This window comes from Lysobacter sp. 1R34A (assembly GCF_051217035.1).
Lineage (GTDB): Bacteria > Pseudomonadota > Gammaproteobacteria > Xanthomonadales > Xanthomonadaceae > Lysobacter.
Map to the genome: position 1 here is coordinate 26,826 of NZ_JBPKJP010000038.1, position 8,705 is coordinate 35,530.

The following is an 8,705-nucleotide window of genomic DNA, read 5'->3' on the forward strand; positions in this document are numbered from 1 at the left end:
GAGCGGCGTGTTATCGCCAGGGTAGGAGCGGCGCAAGCCGCGACCGCGTCGTCTCCCGTCGCGGCGTCAACGGCCATGAGGCAGTAAAGCAACATCAACAGCAAAGCTTCCGCCCCCTAAAGGGTGCGGGTAACTTTCTCGTCGAAAGCAACAAAAGAAAGTCACCAAAGAAGTGCTTCTTCTTGCAAGGGCACCAGCCCGCGCGATCGAAGCCGACGCCGGGATGCTCCGGACAGGTCATCCCTGGCCTGCTTGCGCACGGTCCGCTTCCCTGCGGGCCGCCCTCCGGGTCTTCTGTTGACCCGCAAGGCGCAGAGCAGATCAAAATCACGGCGACGGCGACAGCGACGGCGACGGCGACGGCGACGCGCTGGAGCATGAGCGAACTGCGACGGCGTGTAACCCGAATCGCGGTTGCGCTGGGTTAGTCTGTGGGGATCGACGGAGAACCCCGATGAAGATGCGGCGCATTCTTTCGCTCGACGGCGGAGGCATACGCGGTCTGGTGAGCTGCCACTGGCTCGACGGCGTCGAGCGGGCGCTGGCCCAGTCCGGAAAGCCCGGCCTGGTCGAGAGTTTCGACCTGATCGCCGGCAGTTCGACCGGCGCGCTCGTCGCCTGCGGCCTGGCCCATGGGCTGAGCCCGGCGACCCTGGCCGAGCTGTATCGCGACCAGCGCCACCTGATCTTTCCGGGCATGGCCGGGCGCTTGTGGTCGCGCACCGGTCGGATGTTCTATGCCGGCTTGTCGGCGCCGCGCTACGACGGCGTCGGCCTGGAGAAGGTGCTCAGGAAGGTGTTCGGCAAGGCCACTCTCGGCCAGCTCCAGGCGCGGGTGCTGGTCACGAGCTACGACACGATTTCGCGCACGCCGGTGATCTTCAAGAGTTTCGATGCGGCCCATCGCGACCTGCCGGTGTGGGAAGTCTGCCGCGCCTCGTCGGCCGCGCCGACCTATTTCCCGGCCCATCCGATGAAGATCCAGGGTCAGGCCTGCGCCCTGATCGACGGCGGCGTGGTCGCCAACAACCCGACCGCCTGCGCCATCGCCGAAGCCATGCGCAAGGACGCCCAGGTCGACAACAGCCGCGATCTGGTGGTGCTGTCGGTCGGCACCGGCGAGCGCACCCGAAGCATCGACCTGCACTCGGCGCGCGAATGGGGCGCGCTGGAATGGGCGGTGCCGATCATCGACGTGCTGTTCGACGGTAACACCGACTCGGTCGACTACATCGCCAGGCAGCTGGTCGGCGACGGCTATTACCGAATGCAGACCGAACTGCTGGTGGGCCTGGACGACCTCGACGACACCAGCGCGACCAACCTCTCCGCACTGGCGATCTTGTCCAACGAATACCTGACCCGACCGGCGACGAGGAAGATGCTGGCGCAGTTGGTGAAGAGGCTTTGAGATGGCCACGGCTCCGTGTAGGAGCGGCGTAAGCCGCGACCGCGGGACGCGCATAGATAACGGGGCGATCGTCGTTCATCGAGGCGACGGGCCTTCGCCAGGGTAGGAGCGGCGCGAGCCGCGACCACGGAACGCGCAGAAGGACCAAGGCCGACGCCGCTCATGGAGGCCGCGCGCCTTCGCCAGGGTAGGAGCGGCGCGAGCCGCGACCGCGTTGTGTCGATCTTGCGGCGCGCGGAACAAGAAAATCAGGATCGAGATCTTTCTTGAAGGGTGGTCCGTAAGACCGCAGCAGCGAAGTCGCGGCTCGCGCCGCTCCTACCCTGCAGCAGATCAACACTCGATCGCTGACGCACGTGTTGCGGATTTTGCGCGTCCCGCGGTCGCGTCGCGGCTCACGTCGCTCTTACACAGGCAAAAGCGCTCCATCTGTCAGATCGAGACGCCGCAAGGCCGTCGCGGCGATGTCGCGGCCTGCGCCGCTCCTACGGGAGTGCATCCACGGCCGCATGCGCGGGAAACGCGTGCGAGAAAGAGAGCGATACGACAACGCCCGGCACCAGGCCGGGCGTTGCATGGACACACCAAAGTCGCGGCTTGCCAAGGCCAAAACGAAGAAGGCGAAAACGAACCCCAGGCTTACTCCACCACCACCGGGATCTTGCCGATCCGCGCCTGCCATTCCTTCGGCCCGGTCCTGTGCACCGACTCGCCGGCCGAATCGACCGCGACCGTCACCGGCATGTCCTGCACGGTGAACTCGTAGATCGCTTCCATGCCGAGATCGGCGAAGCCGACCACGCGCGAGGCCTTGATCGCCTTCGACACCAGGTACGCCGCGCCGCCGACCGCCATCAGATACACCGAGCGGTGCTTCTTGATCGACTCGATCGCGACCGGGCCGCGTTCGGCCTTGCCGACCATGCCGAGCAGGCCGGTCTGCGCGAGCACCTGTTCGGTGAACTTGTCCATGCGCGTGGCGGTGGTCGGGCCGGCCGGGCCGACGACTTCGTCGCGCACCGGGTCGACCGGGCCCACGTAATAGATGAAGCGGCCCTTGAAATCGACCGGCAGCGCCTCGCCCTTGTTGAGCATGTCGACCATGCGCTTGTGCGCGGCGTCGCGGCCGGTCAGCAGCTTGCCGTTGAGCAGCAGCACTTCGCCGGGCTTCCAGCTGGCGACCTCGTCGGCGGTGACCGTGTCGAGGTCGACACGGCGGCCCTTGGACGAGTCGTAGGTCAGCTTCGGCCAGTCTTCAAGCGAGGGCGGATCGAGCGCGACCGGGCCGCTGCCGTCGAGGGTGAAATGCGCATGGCGGGTGGCCGCGCAGTTCGGGATCATCGCCACCGGCAGGTTGGCGGCGTGGGTCGGGTAGTCCTTGACCTTGATGTCGAGCACCGTGGTCAGGCCGCCGAGGCCTTGTGCGCCGATGCCGAGCGCGTTGACCTTCTCGTACAGCTCCAGGCGCAGCTCTTCGGCGCGATTGCTGGCGCCGCGCGCCTGCAGATCGGTGATGTCGATCGGCTCCATCAGCGCTTCCTTGGCCAACAGCATCGCCTTCTCGGCGGTGCCGCCGATGCCGATACCGAGCATGCCCGGCGGACACCAGCCCGCGCCCATGGTCGGCACGGTCTTGAGCACCCAGTCGACGATCGAGTCGGAGGGGTTGAGCATGGCGAACTTGGACTTGGCCTCGGAACCGCCGCCCTTGGCGGCGACGATCACCTCGACGGTATTGCCCGGCACGACCTTGACGTTGACCACCGCCGGGGTGTTGTCCTTGGTGTTGCTGCGCTTGCCGGCCGGGTCGGCGAGCACGCTCGCGCGAAGCTTGTTGTCGGGGTGGTTGTAGGCGCGGCGCACGCCCTCGTTGACCATGTCCTCCACGCCCATGGTCGCACCGTCCCAGCGCACGTCCATGCCGATTTCGAGGAACACCGTGACGATGCCGGTGTCCTGGCAGATGGGCCGGTGGCCTTCGGCGCACATGCGCGAGTTGATCAGGATCTGCGCGATCGCGTCCTTGGCCGCGGTGCTTTCCTCGCGCTCGTAGGCGGCGGCGAGGTTCTTGATGTAGTCGACCGGGTGGTAGTAGCTGATGTACTGGAGCGCATCGGCGACGGACTGGATCAGGTCGTCCTGGCGGATGACGACGGGTCCGCTCACGGCGGAAACGGCATGGGACTGGGAGGCGGTCACGGCGGGCGTAGGCTGGCGGTGGGGACCGCCATTCTACCTGTCCGGCCCGGTGGGGGCCCTTGCGCCGGCCGCGAGCCCCGCAGGCTGGGCCGGACGCCAGGGACACGGCTAAGCTGGCTGCTGTCCCGGCCGCCGCCCTGGTCGCTCGTGCCTTATTCGTCCCCGCAAACGTCGCCGGAGCCGTGAGCGCCGGCCGGCCTTGATCCAGCCCGGTCCAACCCCGCCATGCTGATCGTCGGCCTGGTGCTGGCCGCTTTCGGCGACGTCGGCCCACTGCTGCTGGTGCCGCGGTTCGAGCCGATGTTCGCGATCTTCAGCATGGATCTGCCGTTGCTCACGCAGGCTTTCGTCGACTATCCCTGGGCGTTGTGTCCGTTGCCGCTGCTGGTGGCGGCGCTGTGGATGCTGTGGCCAAGACGGCGCCGCGATCTGGCCGCGTTGCTGTTCGGCGGCATCGTCGGCATCGGTGCGGGTGCGCTGACGGTGACAGCGATATACCTGCCGATCTTCAGGTTGGGGCAGGCGCTTTGAGCGACACGGGGCAAGCTGCACGGTCGGATCGGCCGCGCCCTTCGCTGAAACCGATGTCGCTTCGGGCAAGATGGCCCTTGCGCTTTCGCAATCCCGGAACTACCCGCCCATGATCACCTGTTATCTGCGCTACGTCGTCGACCCTTACCAATTGGCCGAGTTCGAACATTACGGCAAGCTGTGGATCGCCCTGGTCGAGAAATTCGGCGGCCGGCACCACGGCTATTTCATGCCGTCCGAAGGCAGCAACAACATCGCCCTGGCGATGTTCTCGTTCCCGAGCCTGGCCGCGTACGAGGACTACCGCAGGCGCTCCTTCGACGATCCCGACTGCCAGGCCGCCTTCGCCTATGCGCAGGAAAAGCGTTTCATCATCAGCTACGAGCGCAGCTTCTTCCGCCCGGTGTTCAAACCCGACTGAGCCGCTGCCGAACGGTCGCCGTGATGCGATCGGCGACCGGGCCACCACCCTGCGAGCCGGTTCTTGGGCACAATCGCCGCATGAGCACATCCAGTGACGCGAGCCCGTCGGCCCGGCAGCCGAAAGCCGACGGCGGCAAGCCCAGTCTGCGCGAGCGCTTCGATGCCTTGCGCAACCTGCGCCCCTTCCTCAAGCAGATCTGGGCGACCAGCCCGGCGCTGACCCTGATCACCCTGGGCCTGCGCCTGGTCCGCGCATTGTTGCCGGTGCTGACCCTGTATGTCGGCAAGCTGATCATCGACGAGGCGGTGCGCCTGGTCGCTACCGACCCAGGCTTCGAATCGCTGTCCTCGGCCTGGGCCGGCGGCCAGTTGGACACCTTGTTGGCCCTGCTCGCGCTCGAGTTCGGCCTGGCGATCGGTTCCGACCTGCTCGGGCGCATCGTCGCCTACGGCGATGCGCTGCTGTCGGAACTGTTCACCAACGCCACCAGCGTGCGCCTGATGGAGCACGCCGCGACCCTCGATCTCGAAGACTTCGAAGACCCCGACCTGCAGGACAAGCTCGACCGCGCGCGCCGCCAGACCATGGGCCGCATGAACCTGATGAGCCAGCTGTTCGGCCAGGTCCAGGACAGCATTACCGTGGTCAGTTTCGCGATCGGCCTGCTGGTCTACGCACCTTGGTTGATCCTGTTGCTTGCAGTGGCGCTGATCCCGGCCTTCATCGGCGAGGCGCACTTCAACGCCCTGGGTTACTCGCTCAATTTCGCCTGGACCCCGGAGCGGCGCCAGCTCGAATACGTCCGCCAGATGGGCGCCAGCGTCGAGACCGCCAAGGAAGTGAAGATCTTCAATCTTCACCGCTTCCTGATCGCGAAGTATCGCGAGCTGGCCGACAAGTTCTTCAAGGCCAACCGCGCCCTCGCCCGCCGCCGCGCCCTGTGGGGCACGGTGCTGGCCGGGCTCGGCACCCTGGGTTACTACATCGCCTACGGCTATATCGCCTGGCGCACGGTGCGCGGCGATTTCAGCATCGGCGACCTGACCTTCCTCGCCGGCAGCTTCCTGCGCCTGCGCCAGCTGCTGGAAGGATTGCTGATCGGCTTCTCGCAAGTCGCCGGCCAGGCCTTGTACCTGGAAGACCTGTTCTCGTTCTTCGAGATCCAGCCGGAGATCGTTTCGCCGGCCGACCCGCTCGCGATCCCGAAGCCGATCCGCCAGGGCTTCGTGTTCGAGAACGTCGGCTTTCGCTATCCCGACGCCGATCACTGGGCCTTGCGCGGGCTCGACTTCGAACTGCGCGCCGGCGAAGTGCTGGCCCTGGTCGGCGAGAACGGCGCCGGCAAGACCACCCTGGTGAAGCTGCTCGCGCGCCTGTACGACCCGGACGAAGGCCGCATCCTGCTCGACGGCCGCGACTTGCGCGACTACGACCTCGATGAGCTGCGCGCCAACACCGGGGTGATCTTCCAGGACTTCGTCCGTTATCACCTGACCGCCGGCGAGAACATCAGCGTCGGCCAGATCGATGCCATGGGCGACGCCGCGCGCATCCGCGAAGCGGCCCGGCGCGGCATGGCCGACGAAGTCATCGAAAACCTGCCGCGCGGCTACGACCAGTTGATCGGCCGTCGCTTCAAGACCGGCGTCGACCTGTCCGGCGGGCAGTGGCAGAAGATCGCGATCGCGCGCGCCTACATGCGCGATGCGCAGGTGATGATCCTCGACGAGCCGACCGCGGCCCTCGATGCGCGCTCGGAGTTCGAAGTCTTCCAGCGCTTCAAGGAATTGTCGGCCGACAAGACCGCGGTGCTGATCTCGCACCGCTTCTCCAGCGTGCGCATGGCCGACCGCATCCTGGTGCTGGCCGAAGGCCGCGTGGAAGCCAGCGGCACCCACGTCGAGCTGCTCGCCCAGGGCGGGCGCTACGCCGAACTGTTCGAGCTGCAGGCCGCCGGCTACCGTTGAGCGCGCGGCGACGCGCGGCGACGCCCGGCCGCGACGGCGCGGGCGGAACTCGTCGCACGCCTCGTTGTCCCAGTGCCGGGCGGCGGCTATGGTGGGCGCGCCGTCGCCGAGCGGCCTCCGTTCGCGACCTCACCCGCTCGCTACCCACCGAACCAGGAGCGCACATGATCCCGATTTTTCATCGCAGCGTCCTTTCCCTCGCCCTGTTGCTGAGCCTGGCGGCCTGCCAGCGCAACCAGGCCGCCGAAGCCGCCCCCGCCCGGGCGGCGCCGGCGAAACAAGCCACCCACCAGGTCAAGAGCGAACTCGGCGAGGTGCGCGTCACCGAGATCGCCTCGGGCCTCGAGCATCCCTGGGCGGTCGCGTTGTTGCCCGATGGCGGTTTCCTGGTCACCGAACGCCCCGGCCGCCTGCGCCATGTCGCTGCCAACGGCGCGATCTCGGCGCCGATCTCCGGCGTGCCCGCGGTCTGGGCCGAGGGCCAGGGCGGTCTGCTCGATGTCGTGCTGTCGCCCGATTTCGCCAGCAGCAAGCGCATCTACCTCAGCTACGCCGAGCCGGGCGACAACGGCAGCGCCGGCACCGCGGTGGCCTCGGCGACGCTGGGCGACGCGGCCCTGGCCGACGTCAAGGTGATCTACCAACAGCAGCCCAAGCTCGTCGGCCCGAATCACTTCGGCTCGCGCCTGGCTTTCGACAACCAGGGGCATATCTTCATCACCCAGGGCGAGCGCCAACAGCGCATGGCCTCGCAGGAACTCGACAAACTGCAGGGCAAGCTGGTGCGCCTGAACCTCGACGGCAGCGTGCCCGAGGACAACCCCTTCGTCGGCCGCCAGGATGCGCGCCCGGAAATCTGGAGCTACGGCCATCGCAACATGCAGTCGCTCGCCGTCGACCCGCGCACCGGCACCGTCTGGGAGGCCGAGCACGGCCCGCGCGGCGGCGACGAGATCAATCTGCCGCAGCCCGGCAAGAACTACGGCTGGCCGCTGATCACCCACGGCATCGACTACAGCGGCCTGAAGATTTCCGAAGCCCAGGGCAAGGAAAAGCCCGGCCTGGAATCGCCGTATCACGTCTGGGAAAAATCCCCGGCCCTGTCCGGCATGGCTTTCTACACCGGCCAGCCCGGCTCGGCCTGGAACGACAGCCTGTTCCTTGGCGCCCTCGCCGACGGCAGCCTGATCCGCCTGAGCCTGGACGGCGACAAGATCGTCAAGGAAGAGCGACTGCTCAAAGAACTCGACTGGCGCATCCGCGACGTGCGGGTGTCGGCGGATGGGAAGGTGTATGTGCTGACCGACGAGAACGAGGGCAAGTTGTTGCGGTTGGAGCCGCCGGGCAAGAAGTGATGATTGAGGTTGAGGTTGAGGTTGAGGTTGGGGTTGGGGTTGGCGGTTGTGGCTGATGACTGACGGTTGGCGTTATTGCCGTTGCCGTTGCCGTTGCCGTTGCTGTGATTTTGTCCTGCTTCGCTTTGTGGTTTTGCTTTGCCGCTTTGCCGGTAAACAGAAGACCCGGAGGGCGGCCCGCACGGATGCGGGCCGTGCGCAAGCAGGCCATGGATGGCCTGTCTGGAGCATCCCTGCGTCGGCTTCGATCGTGCGGGCTTGTGCCCTTGCAAGGAGAAGCACTTTTCTTTGAATCAAGGACCCGCGCGAGCGGTGCCTCCGCAGGGATTTTTCATACGGGACATCCCTGTCCCGATGAAAAACGGCCCGCATCCATGCGGGCCGCCGTCCGGGTCTTCTTTAGCCTTCGCTAGTGTTCGGCTACGCACAGCAATAACAATAGCAAAGACAATTGCAACAGCAGCGGCAACAGCGATTGCAGCGACGGCGAAATCCTTGCATTGACGGTAGCGGTGGCGCTGACGGTAACGGGGATGCAACGCGACGGCGACGCGGACGGCAATCAAACCAAAAACCAAAGCCGAACAGCAGCTGCCTTTATCGGCGCCGCCTTCACTCGCCCCACAAAAAAAAAACCGCCCCCTTTCTCAAGGGGCGGTTTTTGATTGCCAAGAGCCGAAGCCCTACGACTCAGGACTTTTGCTTCGCCCTCGCGAACGCATCCGCCAGGGCGCCGCCCATCGGGGCGGCGGCCTTCGGGGCGAATGAGCCGCCGCGTGCCGGGGGGGCGTCGCGATGGCCGCCGCGCGGGTCGTTGC

General features: G+C 66.5%; 6 protein-coding genes. 5 read left to right on the top strand and 1 reads right to left on the bottom strand.

Going from position 1 to position 8,705, the window contains the following annotated elements:
• The first annotated feature begins 454 nt into the window (after positions 1–454).
• Positions 455–1,411 carry a patatin-like phospholipase family protein gene (locus ACSAMQ_RS11000; RefSeq protein WP_435395681.1) on the top strand — a complete coding sequence of 319 codons (957 nt, stop codon included), beginning with the start codon at positions 455–457 and terminating at the stop codon, positions 1,409–1,411.
• A gap of 639 nt (positions 1,412–2,050) precedes the next feature.
• Here the strand turns inward: ACSAMQ_RS11000 and ACSAMQ_RS11005 are convergent.
• Positions 2,051–3,577: a fumarate hydratase gene (locus tag ACSAMQ_RS11005; protein WP_435395682.1), complete on the bottom strand. Its 1,527-nt coding sequence runs from the start codon at positions 3,575–3,577 to the stop codon at positions 2,051–2,053.
• 258 nt (positions 3,578–3,835) lie between these two features.
• Here ACSAMQ_RS11005 and ACSAMQ_RS11010 point away from each other — a divergent pair, with 258 nt between their 5' ends.
• The 4 genes from ACSAMQ_RS11010 (at position 3,836) to ACSAMQ_RS11025 (ending at position 7,887) form a co-directional block, all read left to right on the top strand.
• Entirely contained in the window at positions 3,836–4,141 is a 306-nt protein-coding gene (locus ACSAMQ_RS11010) for a hypothetical protein (protein WP_435395683.1), read from the top strand.
• Positions 4,142–4,250: 109 nt separating this feature from the next.
• On the top strand, positions 4,251–4,562 hold the full coding sequence (locus ACSAMQ_RS11015; protein ID WP_435395684.1) for an NIPSNAP family protein: 312 nt from the start codon (positions 4,251–4,253) through the stop codon (positions 4,560–4,562).
• 80 nt (positions 4,563–4,642) lie between these two features.
• The gene (locus ACSAMQ_RS11020; protein ID WP_435395685.1) at positions 4,643–6,532 is read left to right on the top strand and encodes an ABC transporter ATP-binding protein; all 1,890 of its coding nucleotides are present in this window, start codon (positions 4,643–4,645) and stop codon (positions 6,530–6,532) included.
• A gap of 164 nt (positions 6,533–6,696) precedes the next feature.
• Positions 6,697–7,887, top strand: coding sequence for a PQQ-dependent sugar dehydrogenase (locus tag ACSAMQ_RS11025; protein ID WP_435395686.1), 1,191 nt, complete (start codon positions 6,697–6,699; stop codon positions 7,885–7,887).
• The last annotated feature ends 818 nt before the right edge of the window (positions 7,888–8,705 follow it).

Coding starts and splice junctions, on each gene's coding strand:
- ACSAMQ_RS11000 (WP_435395681.1), top strand. CDS start 455: ATGAAGATGCGGCGCATTCTTTCGCTCGACGGCGGAGGCATACGCGGT.
- ACSAMQ_RS11010 (WP_435395683.1), top strand. CDS start 3,836: ATGCTGATCGTCGGCCTGGTGCTGGCCGCTTTCGGCGACGTCGGCCCA.
- ACSAMQ_RS11015 (WP_435395684.1), top strand. CDS start 4,251: ATGATCACCTGTTATCTGCGCTACGTCGTCGACCCTTACCAATTGGCC.
- ACSAMQ_RS11020 (WP_435395685.1), top strand. CDS start 4,643: ATGAGCACATCCAGTGACGCGAGCCCGTCGGCCCGGCAGCCGAAAGCC.
- ACSAMQ_RS11025 (WP_435395686.1), top strand. CDS start 6,697: ATGATCCCGATTTTTCATCGCAGCGTCCTTTCCCTCGCCCTGTTGCTG.